The sequence below is a fragment of the Neisseria canis genome, assembly GCF_900636765.1.
Classification (GTDB): Bacteria; Pseudomonadota; Gammaproteobacteria; order Burkholderiales; family Neisseriaceae; genus Neisseria; species Neisseria canis.
The window spans coordinates 1,837,236-1,860,758 of record NZ_LR134313.1 but is presented as its reverse complement, the minus strand read 5'-3'; the positions used below and the strand labels follow the sequence as shown (position 1 = coordinate 1,860,758).

General features: G+C 43.5%; 27 protein-coding genes and 1 pseudogene. 5 read left to right on the top strand and 23 right to left on the bottom strand.

Annotation, left to right across the window (positions count from 1 at the left end; all coding sequences use genetic code 11):
* Nucleotides 1-62: 62 nt before the first annotated feature.
* The 6 genes from EL143_RS08820 to EL143_RS08795 form a co-directional block, all read right to left on the bottom strand.
* A complete protein-coding gene (locus tag EL143_RS08820) occupies nt 63-377 on the bottom strand; it encodes a hypothetical protein (protein ID WP_085415803.1) in 315 nt (104 codons plus the stop codon).
* Nucleotides 378-389: 12 nt separating this feature from the next.
* Nucleotides 390-698, bottom strand: coding sequence for a hypothetical protein (locus EL143_RS08815; RefSeq protein ID WP_085415802.1), 309 nt, complete (start codon nt 696-698; stop codon nt 390-392).
* A gap of 214 nt (nt 699-912) precedes the next feature.
* Entirely contained in the window at nt 913-1,509 is a 597-nt protein-coding gene (locus tag EL143_RS08810; RefSeq protein WP_085415801.1) for a hypothetical protein, read from the bottom strand.
* A gap of 13 nt (nt 1,510-1,522) precedes the next feature.
* Nucleotides 1,523-2,044 carry a DUF3275 family protein gene (locus EL143_RS08805; RefSeq protein WP_085415800.1) on the bottom strand — a complete coding sequence of 174 codons (522 nt, stop codon included), beginning with the start codon at nt 2,042-2,044 and terminating at the stop codon, nt 1,523-1,525.
* 115 nt (nt 2,045-2,159) lie between these two features.
* Nucleotides 2,160-2,540 carry a hypothetical protein gene (locus EL143_RS08800; protein ID WP_085415799.1) on the bottom strand — a complete coding sequence of 127 codons (381 nt, stop codon included), beginning with the start codon at nt 2,538-2,540 and terminating at the stop codon, nt 2,160-2,162.
* Between the two features lie 1,017 nt (nt 2,541-3,557).
* A complete protein-coding gene (locus tag EL143_RS08795; RefSeq protein WP_158087816.1) occupies nt 3,558-4,289 on the bottom strand; it encodes a DUF3577 domain-containing protein in 732 nt (243 codons plus the stop codon).
* Between the two features lie 312 nt (nt 4,290-4,601).
* Here EL143_RS08795 and EL143_RS08790 point away from each other — a divergent pair, with 312 nt between their 5' ends.
* Complete coding sequence (locus EL143_RS08790; RefSeq protein WP_085415797.1) at nt 4,602-5,633, top strand: hypothetical protein; 1,032 nt, start codon at nt 4,602-4,604, stop codon at nt 5,631-5,633.
* Between the two features lie 55 nt (nt 5,634-5,688).
* On the opposite strand, the gene EL143_RS08785 is transcribed toward EL143_RS08790, so the two are convergent.
* From EL143_RS08785 to EL143_RS08770, 4 genes are all read right to left on the bottom strand, one after another.
* Complete coding sequence (locus EL143_RS08785; protein ID WP_085415796.1) at nt 5,689-6,150, bottom strand: virulence factor; 462 nt, start codon at nt 6,148-6,150, stop codon at nt 5,689-5,691.
* Between the two features lie 84 nt (nt 6,151-6,234).
* Complete coding sequence (locus EL143_RS08780; RefSeq protein WP_085415795.1) at nt 6,235-7,098, bottom strand: DNA adenine methylase; 864 nt, start codon at nt 7,096-7,098, stop codon at nt 6,235-6,237.
* Between the two features lie 81 nt (nt 7,099-7,179).
* Complete coding sequence (locus EL143_RS08775) at nt 7,180-8,616, bottom strand: ParB/Srx family N-terminal domain-containing protein (protein WP_085415794.1); 1,437 nt, start codon at nt 8,614-8,616, stop codon at nt 7,180-7,182.
* A gap of 135 nt (nt 8,617-8,751) precedes the next feature.
* Nucleotides 8,752-9,462 carry a recombinase family protein gene (locus EL143_RS08770; protein ID WP_085415793.1) on the bottom strand — a complete coding sequence of 237 codons (711 nt, stop codon included), beginning with the start codon at nt 9,460-9,462 and terminating at the stop codon, nt 8,752-8,754.
* Between the two features lie 240 nt (nt 9,463-9,702).
* Here EL143_RS08770 and EL143_RS08765 point away from each other — a divergent pair, with 240 nt between their 5' ends.
* Together EL143_RS08765 and EL143_RS08760 are read left to right on the top strand one after the other, a co-directional pair.
* Entirely contained in the window at nt 9,703-9,969 is a 267-nt protein-coding gene (locus EL143_RS08765) for a type II toxin-antitoxin system TacA family antitoxin (RefSeq protein WP_197719588.1), read from the top strand.
* Nucleotides 9,970-9,974: 5 nt separating this feature from the next.
* Nucleotides 9,975-10,451 (top strand): GNAT family N-acetyltransferase, encoded by a 477-nt coding sequence (locus tag EL143_RS08760; protein ID WP_085415883.1) that lies wholly within the window; start codon nt 9,975-9,977, stop codon nt 10,449-10,451.
* Nucleotides 10,452-10,474: 23 nt separating this feature from the next.
* On the opposite strand, the gene EL143_RS08755 is transcribed toward EL143_RS08760, so the two are convergent.
* The 13 genes and pseudogenes from EL143_RS08755 to EL143_RS08695 all read right to left on the bottom strand — a co-directional run bounded on the left by EL143_RS08755 (nt 10,475) and on the right by EL143_RS08695 (nt 19,962).
* Nucleotides 10,475-11,119: a DUF6012 family protein gene (locus EL143_RS08755; RefSeq protein ID WP_085415792.1), complete on the bottom strand. Its 645-nt coding sequence runs from the start codon at nt 11,117-11,119 to the stop codon at nt 10,475-10,477.
* Between the two features lie 29 nt (nt 11,120-11,148).
* Nucleotides 11,149-11,727 (bottom strand): DUF882 domain-containing protein, encoded by a 579-nt coding sequence (locus EL143_RS08750; RefSeq protein WP_232001267.1) that lies wholly within the window; start codon nt 11,725-11,727, stop codon nt 11,149-11,151.
* Between the two features lie 9 nt (nt 11,728-11,736).
* Complete coding sequence (locus EL143_RS08745) at nt 11,737-12,150, bottom strand: hypothetical protein (protein ID WP_085415791.1); 414 nt, start codon at nt 12,148-12,150, stop codon at nt 11,737-11,739.
* Between the two features lie 155 nt (nt 12,151-12,305).
* Nucleotides 12,306-12,752, bottom strand: a complete 447-nt coding sequence (locus EL143_RS08740) for a toprim domain-containing protein (protein ID WP_126326712.1) — start codon at nt 12,750-12,752, stop codon at nt 12,306-12,308.
* Nucleotides 12,753-12,760: 8 nt separating this feature from the next.
* Nucleotides 12,761-13,117: a hypothetical protein gene (locus EL143_RS08735; RefSeq protein ID WP_085415790.1), complete on the bottom strand. Its 357-nt coding sequence runs from the start codon at nt 13,115-13,117 to the stop codon at nt 12,761-12,763.
* A 19-nt stretch (nt 13,118-13,136) separates the two neighbouring features.
* On the bottom strand, nt 13,137-13,772 hold the full coding sequence (locus EL143_RS08730) for a TraV family lipoprotein (protein WP_085415789.1): 636 nt from the start codon (nt 13,770-13,772) through the stop codon (nt 13,137-13,139).
* Nucleotides 13,769-14,992, bottom strand: a complete 1,224-nt coding sequence (locus EL143_RS08725) for a TraB/VirB10 family protein (RefSeq protein ID WP_085415788.1) — start codon at nt 14,990-14,992, stop codon at nt 13,769-13,771. Before EL143_RS08725 ends, EL143_RS08730 begins: the two co-directional genes overlap by 4 nt.
* Before the next feature lie 2 nt (nt 14,993-14,994).
* Complete coding sequence (locus EL143_RS08720; protein ID WP_158087815.1) at nt 14,995-15,927, bottom strand: TraK domain-containing protein; 933 nt, start codon at nt 15,925-15,927, stop codon at nt 14,995-14,997.
* A gap of 10 nt (nt 15,928-15,937) precedes the next feature.
* Nucleotides 15,938-16,813 carry a TraE/TraK family type IV conjugative transfer system protein gene (locus tag EL143_RS08715; protein WP_085415786.1) on the bottom strand — a complete coding sequence of 292 codons (876 nt, stop codon included), beginning with the start codon at nt 16,811-16,813 and terminating at the stop codon, nt 15,938-15,940.
* A complete protein-coding gene (locus EL143_RS08710; protein WP_158087814.1) occupies nt 16,813-17,118 on the bottom strand; it encodes a type IV conjugative transfer system protein TraL in 306 nt (101 codons plus the stop codon). Before EL143_RS08710 ends, EL143_RS08715 begins: the two co-directional genes overlap by 1 nt.
* Before the next feature lies 1 nt (nt 17,119).
* Nucleotides 17,120-17,641, bottom strand: a complete 522-nt coding sequence (locus EL143_RS08705) for an OmpA family protein (protein ID WP_085415784.1) — start codon at nt 17,639-17,641, stop codon at nt 17,120-17,122.
* Nucleotides 17,642-18,004: 363 nt separating this feature from the next.
* Nucleotides 18,005-18,670, bottom strand: a complete 666-nt coding sequence (locus EL143_RS08700; protein WP_158087813.1) for a thioredoxin domain-containing protein — start codon at nt 18,668-18,670, stop codon at nt 18,005-18,007.
* Nucleotides 18,671-18,683: 13 nt separating this feature from the next.
* Nucleotides 18,684-19,962: pseudogene (locus EL143_RS08695) on the bottom strand (GspE/PulE family protein).
* A gap of 662 nt (nt 19,963-20,624) precedes the next feature.
* Here EL143_RS08695 and EL143_RS08690 point away from each other — a divergent pair.
* Nucleotides 20,625-21,044, top strand: coding sequence for a hypothetical protein (locus EL143_RS08690; RefSeq protein ID WP_085415780.1), 420 nt, complete (start codon nt 20,625-20,627; stop codon nt 21,042-21,044).
* A complete protein-coding gene (gene mobH / locus EL143_RS08685) occupies nt 21,044-23,434 on the top strand; it encodes a MobH family relaxase (RefSeq protein WP_085415779.1) in 2,391 nt (796 codons plus the stop codon). Before EL143_RS08690 ends, mobH begins: the two co-directional genes overlap by 1 nt.
* Nucleotides 23,435-23,523: the final 89 nt, after the last annotated feature.

Sequence of the window (23,523 nt, the reverse complement as noted above, 5' to 3'; positions counted from 1 at the left end):
GCAGCATTCGGTCAGCTGAGCGGCTGACGGCGCATAAAACAGGTTTTTTCAGACGGCCTTACTTAAAAACTGTCTGAAAAAACCTGCTTAAGCAGGTTAAACTTGCGCATGGCACAGGTATAATTAACAAGATGGCACAAGATATTCCTGTTCGGGGTGGTGTTTCTGTAACCAATTCCGAAAATCCACATGGGTTTGGCCATCCATGTAAACAAACCCCATAGGAAAACGCGACGTGTCATCAACCAGTATTTTTGAAAATAACTGTTCTTTTCTTTAAACTTTTGTTGGTCCAGGCCATTGACATTTGGAATGGCAGATTCATAAAGGCTTTCAAATTCTTTGATGATGTCTTTGAAAAAAATAGGATCACTCATTTTGGTTTCCTTTCAAATTCTTTGAAATTCCTCAATACCGAGTTCTCGGTATATGTTTTTGGCCCATTCATCATAGCCGATGGTACCAAATATACTTAGCCAATCACTGGTAACATGGACTTTTACCGGTTTGCAAGTTTTATCTTCGACAACAAACTTGCCTTTCCGACTTTCATAAACCTTAACAAGAACATGCTTACCGTCATCAGATTTATGCTGATACAGAAGCGTGCCTTCGAAAAGGTAGTCGGCGCCGTTAGGGTTGAATACTTGATATTTTGCCGAAGTTGCATTGCTGCGGAGTTTCTCTAAAATGTTCATGATATTTCCTTTCTTTGGTGAAGGAATACCATGCCCCACCGGGGCTGGTATCCCCGGTGGGTTGAGATTGAAAAAGAACCGTCTCCCGAGCGGGAGCCGTACTGGTTAACGGTAGTACGGAAACAGTAAAGCAGACTGTTGGCTGTGGAAACGTGCTTTTTCAGACGGCCTGTTTGGCCAAACCGTCTGAAAAAGCCCGCTTGGGGCTTAAGTATTATTGAGAAGTTAGGCTTTTGTTGCGCAACAGGTCAGTAATACGATCACCGAAATCTGCGGGCACTTCCACCTTGGCAGCTTTGATACCGACCATGGCATAACGCTCGCAGACGGCAGGATTAAACCGCTGTATAAACCGGTCTGCCCCCAGCTCGGCCAGTAAACAGTTTTGCCAATGATTCAGTAACGGAACATCGGAAAGCTCTTGCAGGCATTGCCACACAGCCTTGTCCATGTCGGCGGACAGGTCATCCAGCAAAACCCAACCGCTTTTTACTTCGCGATTGAATTCTGTCAACTCCGTCGCATACAGAAACATATGCGTAACAGCGCCGTAGTTGTGTGTTTGATACCGGGTTACATGCTTGCTGAGACCGCTCAGAATGTCGGCAGTGGTATACATCGGCCAGATCCGTTGGTCTTCAGGTTGTCTGAATCCCAATCTATCCGCAGAGTAATCCCGGGCCACCTGAAGTTGCGCCTGAAATGCCAACATATCGGCATCGCGGCCGTGCAGCGATGCGAACATCAGCCGGTTTTCCAAAATAAAGAACGCATCAGCCATCAGGTTGTTGCGCGAGGTCAGGTATAACATGCACTAGCTCCCCTTATTGCAAACGCCAAGCATGGGCGTGGGGCTGGAACCTGTATCCTGCCTCCATCATAAGGTTTCGGGCTGTTGTTAAGGCATCTCTGTCCGAAAGCATGTATTCGCCAAGGCAGATTTCTTGCTGGCCATTACCTATCATGGCTTCGACCTGCTGGACCGTTTGGGCAAACTTGGGAATCTCTATCCCGTCTTCGGGATAGGTTTCGAATGACGAAACGGAGTTGTCAGGATAGGTTTCCTCTTCCAAACCGAAACCGCATTCACGGGCAAACTGTTCCAAAGCTGCCCAATCCAAAGCCGCATCAATATAGGACGTGGCTCCGCCGGCCCATTCGTAGGCTTTTACCTTAATTTGCTCCAGGATGAAATTGCCTTGGTAGTCGCCAGGCGCGAACTGCATCAAAACGGGGTTCTTTACTTCAAAGATCCCGATTGATGTAGCGAGTTTGGCCACGTTGAACGGGCCACGCCGGCCTTGGATGGTCTGTACGGTTAACATACCGGGAAGCGTTATAGACATGATGTACTCCTATAAAAAAATGGGGTACACCTTGCCCTGTCGGGGGGGGGGAGTGTACCCCGATGGGTTGGAAGAGGCCGTCTGAAACCGTCAAGGTTTCCGGACGGGGTAGGATTTAAACTGCCAAATCGACATTGTGTTTGATTTGTTGAAGATAGTCTTCATCTACCGTACGTAGACCCAGCAGAGTAAACAGCCGCTTGTCGCTGACTAATGCGTCAGTGGCCAGTCTCAATGCTTTACGGACATTATGTCTGCCGTGCACATCGGTAGTGCTGCGGCAGTATGTCCGTACCGCTTTGGTTTTACGGATACGGCTTATACGCCCCTTCGAGCAGACGAGCAGCAAATGATTGCGGCCGATGTGGGCAACAATGGATTTTTGGTGGTTGTAGCGGTGGGTGAGAATATCACCCGGCAATATGGAGTTAATGCCGAGATTGGCATATAAGACAGAACCATGTCGGTGCAGTAGGGAATTAAGATAATGAAACATGATGTACTCCTGTAAAAGAAAGGGGGTACACCTTGCCCGATCGGGGAGCGTACCCCGATGGGTTGAAAAGAAAGCTGAATACCGTAATCACACGGGGGGAGAAGCCCGATCCGACTTGCTCTTAGGCAAGCCGGAGAGCGGGCAAAAGAGACTGTACAAGCAGTCATTTCGTAACACCGCCATACCCGGGTATGGCAGCTCATCTTCTAACAAATCGGGTCGGTTTTACAATGCGGAAGGTTATCCCTTGTAGGACGCCGCACGGTAAAAGCCATGGCCTCCGATTCTTAGATTGGGTAAATAAAATAATTCCCTACTCCTCTCGATATGGGAAGAAAGGATTTAGGAAGAATGGGTTTTAAAAGAGTCGCACAAACGGTATTGTCGATAAATTACAGCGACAGTTATCTAGGCAGTTGAAGATGCCAGCTTATCAAACATCGGCAAGCCGATGCGTGAAACAGGTTTGCCCTGATGATCGCTAGAACAAACATCAGGGCAAACCTGCTTATGAAGCAGGTTTGGTTTGACCGTACTTTTGACAGTCATGATATATAGGTTATCCACCAAAATTGTGGATAACTGAAAATAAAATAGTATTAGTCCCAATTGTTAAAGAACATTTTTTCTTGCCTGTTTTTTAGGCAACTTTTTTTTGCGGATACCTGCTTCACCACAGGGAAACAGGCATCGACAAAAAAAGTGAGTGGTAAGCCAGGTCTTAAAAGGCAGACCTTACCTGTACTGCAAAAAAATAAAACTTATTCTATAGTAGACCACCTGTCGGCGGTAGATGGTAGTTGTCCCAAACACACTATATTAAAGTCCGCTTGGGACAACTACCTCCGATGTGAACGTAGTAGTATCCCCAAAAAGGAAATGAGAAGAGAAAACCTTAAAGGTTTTCTCTTCATAAAGACGGAAGGCCGTCCGGTATTGAACAATCCGATTATTTTGTCATGCTGTGCCAAATGAACCTGAGCACAAACAGTATAAATAGGATTTTAAATGAGCCACTCAACCATGATGCACATGTGATTGACCTTGATGATGCATGTGTTGCGGGCGGTGCTGCTGCGTTGCCTGATAATAGTTTTCCTGGGGATTCTGATAACCTTCTTGCTGCTGCGGAGCATAATGCTGTTGCTGTGCAGGAGGGTTATTTTGAACCTGGGGCTGCGAATGCTGAGTCTGTGTTACAGGCTGCTGCGGCTGTGGGTTCTGATAACCTTCTTGCTGCTGCGGAGCATAATGCTGTTGCTGTACAGGAGGGTTATTTTGAACCTGGGGCTGCGAATGCGGAACCTGAGCTTCAGGCTGCTGTTCTTCGTTAGTTTGAAGAGTAAAAAACCGTTGTTTATTTACATTTATCCAGCTAAGCTTAAACAGCCTTCCCCGAATACACGACACATGCTCACCTTTTTTGTTCTTAAAACCATCAGGTACTCCGTCACCTATGGTAAAACCACAGGTTACAGTTACCTTTGGTCCCGCTTGGGAATCAAGAAGTTGGGGATAGGCTTGAAACAGCATATTAAGAGCTTCTCGTGCCTGTCCGAAGACGTTAGTCTCAAATAGTAGAGACTCTTTGCCGTCTTGACCATACCAAGCGTTAATAGAACAAGTCAGGTAAGGTTTGCCTTTATCAGGTGTCACCCAACGAGGGCGGTTAAGATAACCTATGCCAGTAGTTACCAAATCAACATAATTGTTTTGGGCCGGATTTTGGTTTTGAGTTTGATTAGTCATGATGTATCTCCAAATAAAACGGGGATACATCTGCCCCTGCGGGGAAGTGCATCCCCAAGGGGTTTAATTAGAAGTCGGCTTTACAACCGATAGAAAAGAAAAGGGTAGCTATCTCTAAAAGACCCGTATGCGAGCTACAGTTACGGCTTTTGCTTTTTGATGAAGCAACAAACATCTAATGCGACTTCATTTTGCAAACAACCATTGAAATTGTCAAGCAATTTTTCTTCTTAAAATATTTCCCCAATCATTAATCGCTCTTTAATCATGCTAAGATTTATTTTGTCATCCAATTTTGTATAGAAACAAAGTATGAAAGAACCCATGAAGGTAATCGCCTACACCGGACAACACAGTAATGAGATTGTGACAGCATTGCAGGCGCAGAAGCTCGGCTTTAATGTAGTTTACAGCTGCCATAAACCGGGGGAGCGCCTTGAAATGTACAAGACCCGTCGCAAGCAAACGCATTATTTTGCCTACAAAAGCACCACCACGCATGAAGGCAAAACAGCTCCCGAAACGCTGACACACACCTTGTGCAAACAGATAATTGCGGAACTCGCCAACCAAAACATTCAAACCAAGTTGAAATTTTTTAATAAATTTGGCCCTTATTTGGGCAGAGCGGACGAAGAAATTGTTTTTAATGGTGGAGATATAGAACAGCGTATCAATGTCAACGGACATACTTATATAATAGATGCTCTCTGCCGTTTTTCTCAGCCTTCAGCAGAAACTTCCCTATTTTCGCTGGAACAGCAATGGGGAGGTCAAATTGCTTTTGAAATTTACCATACATCTAAACTAACAGCAGGCTCACCCAAATGTCGAGACTTGGAGGCGGCGGGTATTCCCATCATTCAGATTGCAACAGGAGATCCCCTAAGTGCCCTATATCTTGATGAGGCAGCCATTGCTCAAATGGATGAGCGCGATGCGGATTACGCGATTACTGCCCATCTGAATAAACTTCGGCACATCTTCCGCAAATCGATTGGGGGCGTGATATACAACAATCCTAAATCGGCCGTTTTTTCTGAGGCAGAAAAATTGTCTGCCAAACTGGATGCGGCGCAACGGGAGGTTGAAACTTGGCGGGAAACAGAAATGCCCAAAGTTGAACAATTGCTCAAGCTGGGTAAGGAACTGATAATAGAAAAACAAGACCACGCTAAAATCGGAGAAGCATACAATGAATTAACTCTCAAAATGGCAAACGTATCCGACGAAAACAACCGTTTGAAAGACCAGATTGAAAAAATAACAAATGAAAATACCCAGCTGCGTGCGGAAATTGAAAAAAGTTGGCTGTCCAAGCTTATCCGGTTATTCGGTAAATAACCAGAGTTATACAACCTATCCTACTAACGTACCCATTCTGTCGGGTTTCCGACAACTATTTCTCTGGTATTTTGTTTGGCAGTAATTGATTGTCCTGTGCGTATTGCAGTGTAAATTCACGCTTGGAAAGAATCGATTCAATGGTTTTATCATCTAAACCTGCATTTTTTAAATCCCTCTTCAGTTCTTCAAGGCTACGTTTAAAGGACTCTCTTGCGGCCTGGACTGAATCAACAATAAATTGGGCATTAAAGTCATCCTTTAATTCATAAAATTGAATATTTGATGCGCAAGCGTGAAACCACTCGAACCTTGCAGCAACTTCTTGCAAAGCCAGTGTTCCATGAGCCTGGCGAATACCTTCCTTACTTAAATAAACTGTACCTTGAATATTGTCGAAACCATGCCTGTTCAATATACGCCATATATCGGCGTAAGCATTATTCCAACTTGGGTTATGATAGTGTTGCTTTAAGCAATTTGTATCCATATCAAATACGATAAGGGTTCTGTCCATTTTTTAGGCTTTCTGTTTCGGTTAGGCGGAAATATCAAACTAATCTTTGTCGCGAAATTTATGGTTAGCTTTTTACTATTTCAGCTATCCTGCCTTAGAAAGGGCAAACTCCGGTACAACAACATTCGGACCAAAAATCATTACCTCGCTCCCCTTGGTCTTGCTGTAGGCACAGTAATTCAGCAGGTATTCGTCTTTTCTGTATTCTCGATAAATAGCCTTGATTTGCGTACAATTGTCATATGAAACAATCCATGGACGCTCAACGACATCTAAAACCATTTGAATATTTTCATGATCTTGATGTTCATAGAAATTACGATACAAACCTTGTCCTTTCATGTAGTAAGGAGGATCAAGGTAAATCAACGATTTTTTAGGAAGGATAAACTCACACCTACGCAATAGGTCGACCGCATCAAAATTATAGATATGAATCCAATCACGGTATTCAGCTATCCGTTCAATGCGTTTAATTAACTTGTCTTTTTTAAAACGGGCATCCATCTTGTAGTTGCCATTTTGTTGTTTGCCGCCAATAACCCCGCCTTTTAAAATACCAGAACGATTAGTTCGGTTTAAATAAAAGGCAGCAAAACCATGCTCCATTTCAGTAAAATTCATACCGTTATTTAAAATGTACTTTTGCCTTTCCCACTCTTTCATGCTGATTTCCGTTTTCAAAATCAGCCGGATAAATTCTTCAGAGTGGAATACTGCAGATTGCCAAAAACGGTATACAGCTGGATCGACGTCATTAATATGGATATTTTGACAATAGTCGTTGAATAATAAATCCAATGCCACTCCTGCCCCACCGGCATACGGCTCCATATAATCACCACCAACCAAATCATTAGCTTCCAGCAAAGCTTTGATGTATGGTGCAAATGCTGTCTTTCCCCCAGGATAACGAAGGGGTGTTAGCGGGTTGTTATTACCAGCCATAACGATTCCATTTTGTACGTGATGTTGAATATTGGCGTAAAAAATAGGTTTTGGCCAATAGTATTTTTTTATCTAAAGCAATCAGTTATGCCAAAGTGCCTGAATAAAAGGTTTAAAGTTGTCATGTGCGGCAATAACATGTACCGCTGTTATGCTGTGAGAATAATTATGCATGATGTTGTGCAACAGATTCAGCCCGCCCGCATTAGTTTTGGCTTCAGGACATTCATTTTGTAATGCCGCAAATTGCTTGGCGTCAATGAGATTGGAATTGGATTGATGAATATGATGTGCTATACCTAGAATTTTTATTCGAAGGGGAGATTTTTCATTTACTCCAAAGCTTTTACCGCCATCGTTAAATACAATAGTTTCTGCATGGTTGAGTATATAGTGATCACAGCTCAACTCTATCAGAATCCTCAATAATGCAGCAGCAGAGTAAGGGGTTTCTTGAACATCAAGCTTGTTTTTGAGTTCTAAAAACACTGCTCTGATTTTCTCGGGCCTTATTTGTAACGAATAATCGATTAGTTTTCTGGCCTTGTCTCGTGCTGGCGGAGTACGGATAGGTTTCGATTCAGGTTGAGCTTTGCCCCCTGCATCAACACTTGCCCCTGAAACTGGAGAATTTCCAGTCACTCTTGAGCCTGGCTTGGCTACAGATACGTTGCCAGTTTCAATTTTAGAAACTGTCCCTGTCAGAATATCAATGGTATGATCGAGTTTGGTTTTGGGTAACTTTCCTTTTTGTGCCAGTATTTCACGGTAACCAATTCTGTCTTCTTTTGTGGAACGTGAACCTACATTTAGTTCAGGATTTTCAATATCTGCCAAATACTCTGCCAGCACAACTGCAAACTCGGTTAATTCAACATTAATCAGAACCGTACCGTTACTTCTTCCTGTAACAATCCCAAAGGTGTCTCTGGCTTGAGGCGTACTGAACATTCTGCTTACTGTAGTAACAATTCTATGCGCCCGATCTTCATCAATAATTCCCTCTCTCAAAGCGAATTGCAGAATAGTTACTGCCATTGAATGCTCTTTTTTCTCAAAAAAACGAGCTGACTGAACAGCACTCCACGGTTTGAGTCCGGCTCCGCCTTTGAAGTCCCCGTGTCTGGACGCAAGCCATTCTTTCGCCTCTTCACGATTAGCGAATACATGACAAAAAAAATTAGTCGGTATCTGTACAGCATTCGCAACCAGGCGTTCAAAGTATTTTTTTGACGATGCCGGAGCCAAGTCAGGATTATTTAACAACTTCAAAGCACAAACTCGCCTATTGCCCTCCAATACCCAGTATTTTCCAGGTTCACCCTCTACACTAAGCAAACCGCCGGCATTGAAAGGACTTAAAGCTCCTTTTTGGGCTATATCTTTTGCCAGTTCTTTAATATTTTCATTCTCTATCAGATAAGCAATAATTTCTGATTGACTGCCCATAAATACATGGCGCGGGTTTTCAGAATCGAGTAATAGTTGATCTATATGAAAATATTTTGATTCATTCATCACAGTTTATCCCTATTTTATAATCGCATCATTTTCTATTGTTCTATTGGAGCAGTGAGTTGGGTCTTGCCATACGGAAGCTTTGTTAACATTAAATATTAATTAATATTAATTGTCATCTACACATCACTCTGGTCAAGAAATAACATTTTCATGGCAACCCTTTGAAAAAATATCAAATTGATCTTTGTCGCCTGATTTATGGTTTTTCTTATACTCCCGCCGCACCTTGCTGACAGTAGAGGGGCTGCAATTCAGTGCCGATGAGATACCTGTAATGCTGATACCCTGCATGGTCAGCTGGATGATACTCTTGTGTAGTTGCTTGTCGGCTGGCCGGCCTTTCATTTTTCCTTCTTTTTTTGCACGTTCAATTCCCTGCCGGGCACGTTCGCGTCGGGTTTTCCAATCCTCATGCGCAATGCTCAAAGCCATGCGCAAAAACATTTTCTGCAACGCCTCCATCAAAGGTTCGGAAAGGTATTTGGGTAATGAATCACCCTGCCCCATTAATTCATCGATATTGCCGAAGGAAAATACGTCGGGAACATGCAATTTAGCCCCCTTTTCCGTAATGCGCGCAATCAGCTGCTCCGCTTCGCGCGGCGGAAGACGGGTAATGCGATCCAGTCTTTCGGCAATGACCCAGTCTCCCTCTTGGAGGTCGCTGATTAACCGGTTTAATTCCGGTCTGCTGGCATTGACACCGCTGGCCTTCTCCTCATAGACACCGGCTATGTAAAAACCGTTTTCCTTAGCCTGTTCGATAATTTCGCGCTGGCGCTCCAAATTCTGTTGTAGAGTGCTGACTCTAAGATAGATACGGGCAACTTTTGGCGCGCTCATGTATTTTAACTCCTGTAATTAAGCTAGTGGATTTTAAGTCCATTGCAATTTATTTTACAGATGACCTTCTGTATTTGCAAATAACCTATGGTCAAAATACAGTATTTTTTTATATCGTACGATATAAATTTAAAAGAAAAATAATTACTTTAAAAATATTTAAGGTGCTGTCAAATTTGACAAGCTGATTTTTTGAACGTATAGTTCCTTGTACATAAAATGTAATACATGGAGTGGTTTATGTTGAAAACAGCACCAATTAATTTGAGGGCACTGGAAAGTCAAAAAAAACTGATTGATCAAGCTGCCGCCCTATCGGGGAAAACACGTTCAGAATTTATCTTAGAAGCTTCTTGTTCTGCCGCAGAAAACACCCTATTGGAAAAAACCTTTTTCATTCTGCCAATAGATAAATACAAGCAATTCATTAATCTATTAGAACAGCCGACTGACAACAATGAAGGCTTCGAGAGACTTATGCAGACAACCCCGGTTTGGGAGCGTTGATTCAAATGGAAAAATTGACAGCTCCCCAACTTCTGAGTGAAATGCATGTGATAGATGGCTTTGATTGTGGTATCGCATCGCTCAACGAGTGGTTGGTAAAAAATGCCCTTAAAAATCAATACAGCAATGCAAGCCGTACTTTTGTTGTCTGTGATCAAGAACAAACTGTTTTAGGTTATTACTGCTTGGCAGCAGGCTCTCTAACCCATGAAGAAGCAATCGGAGCGATTCGTCGAAATATGCCCTCTCCTATTCCCATTATTGTTTTAGGTAGATTGGCCGTCGATTTTCGTGCACAGGGTAAAGAGCTGGGTAAAAGTCTACTGCGCGATGCCGTATTAAGATCCCAAAATATCAGTCAGCAATTAGGGGCGCGGGCATTATTAGTACACGCCATCAGTGAAGAAGCTAAACGGTTTTATCTGAAATACGGATTCAAATCCTCCGAGCTATCACCTTATACACTTATGAGAAAATTATAATCGGCTAATATAAAAAAGCAGCATCAAATATTCAATGGAGGAAGGTTTTTATTGCCGCTCGCACTTAAATGACGATATAAGTCAATTGGAGCAGTATGAAAATCGATTTCTTGTTCTCTTGCCACAATCACTCCTTTTGTTTCTAAAAAGTCTTCACAAAATTCATCACCCAACGTGTCAGAAATTTTACCTAAGATCACGGGAGAGCTTAATTCCATTGTGGATGCAATTATGCGAGAAGGCCAGTTTAATGGTCTCCTCTGTGGATGGGATTTATCCTTTATCCTCCAACCATCCAACATTATGGGATCATCACTAAATAAAGGAAAATCTGTATCTAATAGATGATAACGTGTCGTATGCTCAACAATTAAGCCGATATCCGGTTCATCTGACTCATATCTACCCATTGGATAAACTGCCCATTTGCAAACCTTAGTGAAGTTCGTTACTGGTGTTTCTGATTCCACAACCAAGCCAATGAAGTTTCTGCCCTTGAAACCATGTCTTAAGCAACCCACATGATAGCGCTTATTGGGGTACGGCTTGATTGTCTTCAACTCTTTGTCGGTGAAATGAATACCCAGTTCTGGTATTTCCAGTGACTTAAGTCGGCATTCTCTTTCTGGATTGTCAGCAAAATATTTAGGAATAAAATGGTAGTACATAACCTGAAATCTCCTACGGGTAGGTTTTTTTAGCGTCCTTTCCATTCTCTGAGACGACCTGTATCAATATGGGTAAAGCTGTTATACATACCAACCCCGCCACCGTTAAAGTGTTTTGCCATTTCTGCTACCTGCCATGGCTCAATGCCTCGTACAACTATATCGGCGGCTTTGCCATAGATGTGTAAAGAATTCAGGGCAGCTCCCTCAACTTTACTGTTATGTCTGCGCGTCCTATAACCACTGTTAATAGTGATAAGCGGATTCGATTTACCCGCCATACGTGCCCATTCTTGGATGGCGTACATCAAGTTAAATAACTGCACATCCATTCGGGCCATCGAGTTGCCGTCTTTGACATCACGGAGCGCCCAACACGCTTGTTGGTAGCCGGATTTCAAGTAGCCCTGATTACGGTCAAAAATTTTGATACGGCCGGTTTCTTTGTTATCTGCCCGGCGGTACTCAATTACCCTGTCTCGTTGCCAAAACTGATGGCCACCCAAAGCATAGGCTTCATCAGGAAACAAGATTCCTGCGGAGCCTACCGCCGTGTACGCCACGGCGGCAGCCGAAGTTTTCAAAAATGAACGACGATCCATTTGCATGGTAAATTCTCACGGACGTGGGGCAATGTGGTTATTAGGGGTCAGACAGCGACGGCCACTGGAACAATTTATCGATGTAAAAACGTACCGCTGCTTGGAAAGCTTCGGATAGTCTGGATTTTTCCGAATATACCCAGTCTCAAGCATCTGTTTATAAGACAACCCACTTTCATGAATACCTGGAGCTAAACCATTACGACCATGCCCTCCTCCTGAAGCACGCTCATTTTCAGCAGTAGGCATGGACGCAGATCTACGCTCGCCCGCAAGAGGCCCCATTGCTCGATTAGCTCGCTGAATACCGTCATCGATTTTCCCGGCGGCATTGTTGAGCGGATTGTCTGCCCAATTGATACTGCCGTCCGGATTAGTAGAACATGCTGTCAGTACGAATAGTGCAGCCAACATACAGAGTGCTTTCATAAAATTACTCCTTTTAAACAGTTATTTAGAGATACCTTGCTTGGGGGGATGAATCCAAACTAGCCACTACATACTGTGGCTGTATATCCATGACACCTTGCAAACAGATTTGTTTGTTTGGTCTGATTGTTTTTTCACTCCTTGTGTTCAAACTTTTATTGACACCATTCAAAATGCTTGCATTCAGGGAAGTTTGAACATCCCAGATACTTTTTCTCCGGCTCGTCTTTGATATGCTTTTGTCGCAGAAGGCCGGTACCGCAGTCAGGACAAATATCGCCCTCTCTGTCGGCATCAGTGGCAATGATTACTTCATCTGCTTTGGCCAACAGCCCTTTAATCACTCTAAACTGCTTATTTGCAGTTTCTGAAACCTCCATGAGCCATTCCTGCGGCAGCAGCGGTAGAGCATCAATCTTCGCGAAATCGGCATATTCCTGACCATAAGCACTCGGAAATGCCTGTTTCAGAATATGGCCGAATGCCCATGTCACGACGGTATCTCCATTGCAGTAATAACCGTCGTGTCTGCCGGAGAGTACACCCAGCACTTTACCGATATCCTTGGCCTGGCTGGGTTTTTCGCACAGGAAGAGCCTCATGATTTAACCTATTTCAGATAAAAGGCAGAGAACCCATCATTAAGGATCATGGTTTGAGATTCGATTGTTGCGGGGAAAATGGCAATAACAAACGGCGGCAAGACAACCAAACAGAAAATCACACCTAATACACCTAAGCCGTATTTCCAGTTGGCCGCAGCCCAAGCAATTGCTGTCAACAAAATTGTGCCGAGGGCAATAATTTTACCCAAGCCGCCCTGCATCAGGTTTAACAGCCAATCAACAGCACCGTCCAAAGATAGATCCGTACCGGCCATTGCCGATAGGCTGCAAAGTAAAACCAAAGAGGCAAACAGAATATGTTGCTTGTTGATTTCAAAGTTGATTTCAGTTGTGTTATTCATTTAATGACTCCGATCATGTTTATTGCAAAGGTGGGGTTAAAACGCCTTTAGGAAGCGAATCCGGAATGCCCGTGCCACCTCCAATGGCTGTTGGATTTTGTTGTGTAGAAGAATTAATTTGCTTGTTGCCCTCATCAATGACGGCCGTCGCCTGTTTATCTGCTGAGTTATCGGATGAGGAAACCAGCGGAGTAATGCGTCGCTCTTTACCCGAATTTGAACGCTTTAAAGAGTAACCGGTATTCCATTTGCGGGATTCAACCTGGCTGAAAACCTTAGTGGGATAAACCAAGTTTCCTTTTTCGTCTTCGTAGCTGTTAACCCATACTCTCAATACCTTAGCAGGCATCAATAAAGGTTTGGGTTCATCGGCAGCTGTCATTGACGGGACCGGTTCAGGGAAGAAAGGGCTTACTCGGTTGCGCTTCCGTTTTCCGAAAATTGAGCGCTTCTCTTCCATTCCGGCAAATACGGGGTTGTCATCCGGGTCATAACCCTCTGAGGCATAATAGGCAGCTCTGGCACTGATACAAGGTGTTCCTCTACCATTCATGGAGCATTCTTCAATTTCATCACCAATGTTCCAAAACGAAGAACAACCACCCGTCAACATTACCACCACCAGCAAAGGGAGTTTTTTAAATCTGTCCATCATCTAACATCCTTCGAAAATTCAAGGGAAACCCCTTCTTGTAGTATAATTTCGCCAGTGCGCAAAGGATTGACTACAATTACCGGAAATACCTGATCTGCCTGTTTTGCATAGCGATCCGCCATGTGCTCGAACGCCTTACTGGTTGCCTTGGCTGCACTTTGTGCGGCTGAACTGCCAAGATTAATTTGAGTTCGAGTATTGCCGCTTGAACCGTTGCTGCTGCCGACATTGAATGACACACCATTGGCCGCGCCGGACAATGTAGAACTGATGGTCTCCATTACACCGACTTTAAACAGATTGTGCATATCCTTACCCAGCCGAGAAACGGTCTTTCCCTGCCAGCCAAGCTTGCCGTCTTCTCCGGTAATTTGGCCTTTAATCTTTGCTTCCACCGCTTTGCCGTCTTCTCGGACACATGAAAGTGTTTTAGGTCTGCCGACAACTCTTGAATCGGAGTATTGACCGTAAACAGAAGCTGTTGCGAAGCAGTCTGATAAATCCATTCTGAACCCATTTGGTAATATTGATTTTCCCTTTACGGCCATTAACACCATAGGAGAATGTTCGTTTTCGCCCTCGCTGCTCGTATCTACATTCGTCGGTGCATTGACACCGGTTAACAGCACATACGATAAAATCGTACCTGGGGGGAGATAATTTTTATTATCGTCGGTGCTGCTTTGTTTTTTTTGGCCGCTTCCGCTGATCGTACCCATTCGTGATGAAACTTGGCCATCAACAGTATCAGTTGAAGCATCGGAAAATTGGCTTTCCTGTCCCGAAGCCTGATTGAAAGCATTTTGCTCCTCACCCGATGCCGAACCGGGGGTGTTAAATTCATTTTGCTTCTGGGAAGTCGCTTTTTCATTCCAGACGGCCTGTTGCTTTGCAACTTCTTCTGCAATCATCCTTTTGGTTTCTTCGGGATCTAAGCCGTTATTTTTCTGTTTCTGTTCTGCTCTCAACTTATCTTGATTGTATTGCTGAATAAAGTTATTCAGCGTTTGCTCCAGATTTTTATTCGCTATATCTTCTTGCGTTCCAGCCATCACCTTGGTTTCAACTGGTTTCTTCTTCATTGCTGTACCGTTACTGATGTCTCGGTACACCTGAACAATCACACCAAGAATAAAAATTGCTACAAATCCCCCCACTACAATAAGGGTTTTTCCTGCTCCATTGGAATTATTCCATTTGTTTTTTATTGCATTCCACATGGTTAGTTCCTTTTGCTGACCAGCATCAATACATCGGTAGATTCACCCGGATAAAGTACGGTACGCGGATAGAAAGCCACCGCTCTGATTTTTGGATTTTGGCCGAACATTGCCTCTTCCAATTCCTGCGGAGTATTGCGGTTATTGGTAATGCGGTAGCGCAAAACATCGAATTCCCTGTTTGTATAGCGCTCGACAGGTAAGGTAGCCATACCGTTTTCCAGCATGAGTTTTTCTTTGAGTGGCCTCACGGTATAACCGGCAGGAACTTTCAAAGTCACAATATCCTGCAACACTTGGGAAAGCTTTTGAGCAAAGCCGTTTCCATCGGGAGTAAGTCCGTTTGCCTGCTCGGATGGAGATTGGCGGCCAACGGTAACGGAGATGGTGCGGCTCATGACGGACTGCTTGGGAATCAGGGTTAATGAAACCGGTATCCCGCGCGGATTGGCTTTATCGTTAATCATGAACCACAGTCCTTGATTATTTTTAGGCCAAACCACGATATTTGACCCCCTGATAGATATGATGTCATTAATCGTTCGTTGATCTATGTTTCCCTGAATATCAGGATCCGCAAACGGGGTCATGATTATTGATGGATATTTACGGGAAATATTGACTGTATGGTTCTCGCCGTACATGGATACAATGTTGTATACACCGCGTGCAGGACCCTCTTGAACATCAATATTCATGGGGTAAGAGCGGTTTAATTTTTCCGTACCAATCTGCACTACCCGACGTGCTGCATAATCAGGTGTTTTTCTTTTGTTTTTTCTGGCCTGTTTAGACACTTTGACTGCTTTGGGTGCAGGCAATGCTACCGGCTGTTGTGTTACGTCCGTATTGATCACTTCGACAGATTTTTGTTTGCCTGTTGAACAGGCAGACAGAGCAACTACTGCGCAAGCGGTTAAAAGCATTTTTTTCATATGTTTTTTCCTAAAGCAAATCATTGTCGGCAGAAGACGTTTCAGGCATTTGAATACCTGGGTTCTGTTCTTGACCCGGTACGGTTGCAGGCTGTGTCTGATTTTGTACTGCTTCTGCTGCCGCAGACGCAGAAGCAGGGTTGGCTTGCTCGGCAGATGCTGCGGGCGGCGGGGCAACAATGATTCCTGATTCTTTCTCTTGGATAATGTCGCTCTCCTGTGCCTGAGGATACAGTTGCGTATCATCTACTTTCATTGACTCAATACGTTTTTTATACTGCTCCGGATACTTTTCTATCCATTCTTCTGTCATCGGATTGCCCACATAAGTAACCCAGTGTGTAGCTTGCGGGTGGTATCCGTGCATCCTCATCTTGACTTCGTATGTAGCAACGACAGAACGGATGTCTTCCATATGGCCTTTTTTGTATTGAGAAGAAGTTAGTTTGCCGGTAATGAAAAATTTCTTAGTGCTGGGTTCATATGTAACTTTTTCAACTACAAATCTTGAGAAAATATTTACGCCTGTAAATTTAGGGTTCTTCTTGATGTTGAGAATTTGAGGCCCGATTTCTTTCCATAGATCAGGTGTAAAAAACGGTTCAAGATACTCATAAATTTCGTCGGCATTTGATGGCGTAACCGCTGAGATAATGCCGGTTAGAAATAGTGTCCAAGATTCAAAATAAATCGCATCGGCACTGTTATATGCAACTTTTGCTTCTTTTGTCATATTGGGCGGGACAAGTATGGTTTGTGTACTGGTAAATATCTTGTCCACGACCAAACCTAAAATGATTAAAGCTAAAATTGTGTTCAGGTTTAAATTTTTTTTGAATTCAGCCCATTTTTTTCTGAAAACTGTTCGTGCTGCCCGTAGTTCCATCAGTTAACTACCTTTCTCAGTAACCCGTATTTGAATATTTCATTCAATCGGAAAAATCCCCACCGATACAGACGGTGAAAAAAGACTCCCTGCAAGTGATTGCGTTTACTGCGTATATAGATCATGGAGCCTACAATTCCGAATAATCCGCCTGCTATGTAAACCAGAACATGCTCAATATAGAAGCTCACGAAAATACCGCTCGCACAACCAGCCAAAAAAGGAAAAGTATCATCAGCTTCCCAAAAAGCGATTTGGTTGAAATTGTTGATGTACTGTGGAAAATAAATCATTTCTTCATTCATATCAGTTCCCGCAAACAGTAATGCCCGGTAATTTGTTCTCGCCATACGCACATTTGTCGGTAACAGAAATACCGTTGGATTCAAGAAACTCTGTAACAGTCCGCACACGTCTTTGTGACAATGCTAAGTTGTAGTCTTCTGATGCTCGGGGATCGGCAAATCCCTGAAGTGAAACCGTTTTATCTCTGAGCTGGGGAATAATGGCGACTAATTTTTGTTTCTGCGTCTCACTCAGGCGGTCTGAACCGGTGGCAAAATAAATATTCTGTATATTTTCTAAAGAAATACCCGATTCATTAAATGACAGTTTTATCCCAAAATCAGATGGATTCGTTTTTTGGCCGATGTAAGACCCATCTTCAATACTGAGATTCGCAACATCAGAATAACCGTTGAGTTGACGAAGTGAAACAATTTCAGGATATGGAACAGGCTCTGCCGGCACGGCATGATCCGTGTTATTGGTTGTGCAGGCTGTTATTGTCGATATAGCCAACAATTTGATTAAAATGATTCTTTTCATTTCCGAATCCTGTTAAGTCGGTTCAAGATAAAATTACCGCAAATAATCCAAAGAATATTGGCTGCTGCAAAACCTGAGATCAGTTGGATTGCCAATGTGTAAATCTCATGGCTTCTGTTCTGAACTTCTTTGGCCGCTGGTACATACCATCCTGCGATTGGGTTCCTTACATGTTTCATGTCGCCAAAACATCGGGGGTAAGCATAGCCGGTGAAAACGGTCTTTACCGCTGTTCCGATGGGCTGATATACCTGCGACGAGGTAATTTTTGTTTGTGTAGGTTGTATTTCGCACTTATGCGGCTGGTAGAACATGCCGATTGTGAAATAGCACAACAATACAATTTGGATTTTTATCGCGTGTTTAATTAAAAGTTCTTTCAATTTCAATGGTTATTAGCCTATTTACGATGTTGGTAAGGAACCTGGTATCGCCATTAGCCAAATCGATATGGGTCATGTAGCGGCCGGCAATGCCAAAAGATGGCGTGACATCAATTCTGTAGTTGTTGGTAAGCTTTATGGCCCGCTCCACCCTCCTTTTAGTAATTTGAGAGGCGTAAGCCCCTTCAACCTGAGCTTTGGTAAATCCCATTTTGTAAAGGATCTCGATGTACGATTCATTGTTGATACGGCTTGAAGCCAAACTGAATGCTTGAGACATAAACTCCGGTAGTCGGTGTGGTGCCAGTTCGCGCACAATATAAAAAGCCGTACCTGCAACATTTTTTCTAGGTGTACCAAAAACAGGCACATAAACGAATTTGAACGGTGGAGGTAATTTCAAAGCCCACTCCCCCACCCCTTGCCAACTTTGGGCGCAATAGGGACAGTCGAAAGATATGAACATAAAAACCCTGTTGGCATCGTCTTTATAGTTTCCTATTGCGATGTAATGGTTTTTCAAATCTGATTCAGGTTGTCCTTTATTGTCATTTTTCGGATTCGTTCCAGATAAGCCTGATGCTGCCGAAAGTTTTAATGAAAAAATCACAGCACCCGAACCAATTAAAAATTTTCTTCTGTTCATCGACGTGTCCAAATTAATCGGTGTGAACGCTGACCATCGATAATGCTTCATCAAAATCGATCAGGCCTTGGGCAGATTTTTCTAAAGCAGCCTCAACCAACGTCCGATAGGAACTTTGCTTAAAAAGAGCTTCGGTTATCTTTTCCAAATCCATTTTTAAAATGCCTTGTCTTACTTCTGAGGTATTGAAACCCATTTCAAAGATCGGAATACGACCGTTTAAACCCGTGTGATTACAGTTGCTGCAACCTTCCGGATTGTGCCGGTGGTAGAAAGGATAAGATTCTCTTGTTGGCAGCTCGGAACCTTCGGTTACAGGTACGACTAATGCACAATGCGGGCATAACCTTCTCATCAATCGCTGTGAGAAAGAAGCAAGTTAAAGTATTAGCTAGTACATAAGGTTCGCATCCGAGCTGGATGAATCTCATAATGGTTCTTGCCGCGTCAGGTGCGTGTAGCGTTGTAAAGACCAAATGTCCTGTATTCGCCAAGTGCAGTGCTGTTTGTGCTGATTCGAAGTCATCATCACGCAACTCACCTACCAAGATTACGTCGGGGTCTTGGCGCAAAAAGTTTTTTTGCGCATCCCTAAAGCCCAATTGCGGGCTGACAGCTATTTGGTTTGTCCCCGGTATATTGATTTCAGGGGGATCTTCAACGGTATGAATAATTCTTGTCCCATCGTTAATGTGGTTTATCGATGTCGCAATTGTTCGTGTTTTGCCGCTTCCAGTCGGCCCGCTGGTTGCAATGAATCCCGATTCAGATGTAATCGCCTTTACGTAGGGTTCTCTTAAATATTCCGGTAAATCTATTTGATCCAAAGACAAGTCTTCTGCTTGCCCCAATAAGCGGCAAACAATATTCTGTCCGAATTGTGTGGGAATGAAATTTAAGCGGATATTCAAAAGCTCTTCAGTTTCCTGGTTAAGCAGATAGAGAGATGTCGTGACTCCTCTGCGCTTATCTGTATCGCTTAATTTTCCATATGCCCTCAGTAAATTATCGATTTCGTTGCCATGCTGTCTGGAAATCAGTTCGAAATTGGTCACTGTCATATCTTGCTGTCGGAATCTGATCAAACAGCCGTTTTCTTTGTCTTGGAAGTGTATGTCCGATACTGAAAGTTTTTTTGCATAAAAGAAAAGCCAGTTAAGGAAGCTTTCAGTCGAATCCGGTTTGCTGTGCCCTCCTCCGAAGCTGATTGCGATTTTTCCTAAGTCATACTTCACATTTTCTTTTTGGCGCAGTTTATGAAACTGCTTAGGAAGTTCGAGTTGTGTATTCATGATTCAGTCGCCTGTATTTTTAAGGCAGGGTGCTTTTGAAGCGGTCGGCAATATGGGTAACCGTTGCAACACGTTATTACGCAAGCACCCTGCCTTAAAAATACAGTTGGAAATTACGATGCCCCCATCTTTATTTCCAAATCTACAGATTCCCGGTCGGGTGTTGTGTCGGTTGACGGCCTTATTTTTTGTTTTTTGCAAATAAACCTCAACAAACAATCAAAATTAACTGTTTTTACATTGTTTATTGACAAATAATTTATTTTGTGTTTCTAAAGATAAGTCTAAATCGCCAAAGGATATTTTCAGATTGTTTCTTGACACCCAAAAGATTTTTAAGGTAATGGGCTTACCCAAAAAGGCAAAAGGGTAATACGCTAAAAACCGCGTATTACCCTTTTAAAAGGTGTAAAGGTTAAGGCATAAGGCTTAAATCTAATGGCAATAAGGCTTTAATGGGAAAGGAAAAGATTTAAAGGGAAAAAATGACAAGAACGCGAGCGTTCTTGTCATTTTTAAAAGGCTGTCGCAAGAACTACCACGGCTGACACCTTAAAGTCAAGAAACAATCTGAAAATATCCTTTGGCGATTTCCCTTTGCCTCTCTAGGAAGTTGCGCTCTATCCTAATATGGAATATCCATAACAACTACGGGTAGTGCAATGAATGAGATCGAATTTGAAAAACTACATGACGCCCTTCGCCGATTTAAAAATATCCATCCCCGTTGGGGGAGTATTTTGGTATTTCTGATTGGCCGTTGCGATGGTTTTGTGGAAACCATGACCTTAGACGGTGAAAAAACCAACGAATACTTGATGGAAAAAACCTTGGAGCTACTGAATTCATTGCCTGAAGATGCAACAGATTCCGTTATTACCGACTTGATCGCCGGAGAATTTGATGGTTGGTACATGACCGCACTTGGTCACGATGACAGTTGGGATCTCACGAAGCAATCTTATCAAAACTGGACCAAATCAAACCATATTTCCGAGGCCTTGATTTCTTCGCAACCGCATATTCCTTTTATTCAGGCACGTTCCTACCTTAATTGCTTGTTAGGTCAGGAGTACAGCTAATGACCAATTTAGATTGGATGCTTTTATGCGGATCAGCAGGTGCCGTCGCTTTATGGTTGTTTGGCCGCAAGCTTTTCTCAAATCAAAATTTACCCAATCAAGTTATCACGGAAACCCCGACAGAGCCGTCTGTTGTACATGACAAGTTTCGCATTCTTGATGCAGAGACATTGATTTACGAGCTTGGCCTAAATCCGTCCATCAACGAAATTAAACGGCAATTGGGCATTACCGATGAGAATTGGCTCAAAGACGGCCTGCCTCTAATTCATAATTTTATTACTTTGGTGCAGCGCCTTCCTGCATCGGAATCCCACCACCATGCCGGAGACGGGGGATTGGTCAAACATTCGCTCAACGTTGCTGCTTATGCACTCATTGCTTCTACTGCCCGCAGTTGGCCGCCCGGAGCCAAAACAGAGGATATTGCCCGGCTGAGTGCAGTATGGCGATACGGTATCCTGACCGCAGCTATGCTGCATGATATTGGTAAAGTCATCACTACCTTCGAGATCCCGCTTTATAAAACAGCAGATGACGAATATCCAATTATTTGGCAGCCCGATACCGGCCACATGGCAGATGGAGACAGAAAGTTTTACAAAGTTCTGTTTCCCGATACAAAAACGGCTTATTCCGTTCACAAAGGGCTGGGATGGATGTTCTTTCAGCGCATCGTGCCCAAACATGCCCGCAGCTGGATATCAGACAGTGATCCGAATTTGATTAACACATTGCGTGCGTACCTTAGTGGCAATGATGAAACCTCGGCCTTGGCCGATGTTATTCGTAAAGCAGATATGCAGTCGGTGGCTTTGGATTTGAAAGCCGGATCCCGCCAGCGCTTTGCAACAGCAAAACGCCGACTGTTCAACGAAATCATCATGGACTCATTGATAGAGATGTTGGAAGAGCGCGGTGCATATTTCAGCATTGCTACAACCGCTGGCGGGGATTTGTTTTTTAAGGATGGCGTGGTGTACATGATGGCCAAAAACGTTCCCGACATGGTGCGCAATTTTCTGAATGCTCACCATCCTGAATTAGCCAAATCTTTCCCAAGTGATAACCAGCGGATTTTTGACACTCTGCTTGAGTACGGCCATGTGGAATCAAACATTTTTGATGCAGGGCGGGCCGTTAGCAACATTATCGTTACATTTGCGAAAAATGACGGAGAAATCAAAACTTACCCGTTTACCGTACTTAAATTCCGCCCCGAAACTCTCTTTCCAAAAGGTGTACTGCCGACAGAGTTTTCAGGTGTATTACAAGAAGTAGATGCTCCGACCAAACGTCAATTTATGACCTCAGAAACTGCACGGGATGATACTGACACCGAACCGGCAAAACAAATAACTGACACAGAAGATAAAGATATCCAATCCGATATTCCAAGCTATATTCCTGAAGACTATTCCATCCCCGCACCTCCTAAGGCAAGGTCATCTTCTGTGACAACTATTTCTCCGGCACAGGAACAGGCGAGTTGTGACAATATTGACCACTTCCTTAATAGTCACAACCTATTGTCTGATCTTGACGCAGGAGAAACCGCTGAAATAGATGGAACAGATATCAAACATACAGAGATGGGGCAGCCAACAATACATGCGAAATCTGTTCCAAAATCCAAACCTAAGCCCAAAGCCAAGCCCGCCGCCAAAACACAATCGCCAGTTGTCCGAGCTACCTCATCCCAATCAAGCTCTAAACTGCTGGAAAAATTACTGGAAAACAAAACTGAATCGAATTCACCTGAACAAACCGAATTATCGAGCGTTTCGGGTGCTCAGAAAGACACAGACAATGCGGCCGAAGAAACAGTTGAGAATAATGACCAACTGGATTACTCCCAATCTGCCCAGGCCGGCCTTGATGAAATCTTAGCAGAGCAACAGGATTTGCCCGATAAAGCACCGCGAGCAGTTACAGTTCATCAGGCTGTAAAAACCGCTGAAGACGCTATTGATGGGCTGAAAGAGCAAACTTTGTTGAAAAAAGCCGATGGCAATCGGTTTCTGAACTGGTTGGCTAGCGGTCTTGCCGACGGCACCATTTCCGTGAATGAAAACAACTCTCCAGTACATTTTGTTGAAAGAGGAATGTTACTTGTCACGCCTGAAATTTTCAAAATGTATGCTCATGGATTTTTCGATAAAAACAATCCTGAATGCCCCGGTAAAAAAGCTCAAGACGCTTTTTTAGCGTTGGGAATCAATGAACGAACCCGTCGCACCGGTATTTATTCTGCGCGAATAGACGACAAACACTTGTTTACCTGCTTTTTGATACCTGAAGCCAGGCTCCACTACTTTATAAATGTCAGTCGCCGCCCAGCCAATAATATTGACCTTCAAATCACCGAAAGTAATTTCAAGCGGAGATAGAGTATGAGCATAGTTTATGAAGCTACGGAAAATGTTTACCGAAAGCCGTATGAATTCCGTAGTGCACTGGCCTATTCAGCATCCGCATT